Genomic DNA, 602 nt, shown 5'->3' with positions numbered 1-602 from the left:
GCCGCGGGTGCGGAGCAGATGGGTGCCTCGATCCGGGAGATCGCGTCCAACGCGGCGGAGGCCAGCGAGGTGGCGGCGCGTGCGGTGACGGCGGCGGAGACGACGACCGCCACCGTGGCCAAGCTGGGCGAGTCGAGCGCGGAGATCGGCAACGTGGTGAAGGTGATCACGAGCATCGCGGAGCAGACGAACCTGCTGGCGCTCAACGCCACGATCGAGGCGGCGCGGGCGGGTGAGGCCGGCAAGGGCTTCGCGGTGGTGGCCAACGAGGTGAAGGAGCTGGCGCAGGAGACGGCGAAGGCGACCGAGGACATCGCTCGCCGGGTGCAGGCGATCCAGGGCGACACCACTGCGGCGGTGGCCGCGATCGGGGAGATCTCCTCGATCGTCGCGCAGATCTCCGACCGGCAGACCACCATCGCCAGCGCGGTGGAGGAGCAGACGGCGACGACCAGCGAGATGTCGCGGTCGGTGCAGGAGGCCGCCGGCGGTACGGGGCAGATCGCGGAGAACATCACCAGCGTCTCCACGGCCGCGGACGCCACGACCCAGGCGCTGACCCAGACCCGCACCGCCGTGGACGAGCTGTCCCGGATGGCGGC

1 protein-coding gene is annotated in these 602 nt (G+C 71.9%); it reads left to right on the top strand.

Features of this window, described 5'->3' with window-relative positions:
• The coding region (locus ACI8AG_RS20490) for a methyl-accepting chemotaxis protein (RefSeq protein ID WP_456598497.1) at nt 1–602 on the top strand (602 nt) is incomplete at both ends.

Source organism: Blastococcus sp. SYSU DS0552, assembly GCF_054050815.1.
The sequence above is the reverse complement of the archived record's forward strand: the minus strand, read 5'-3'. Positions and strand labels throughout refer to the sequence as shown.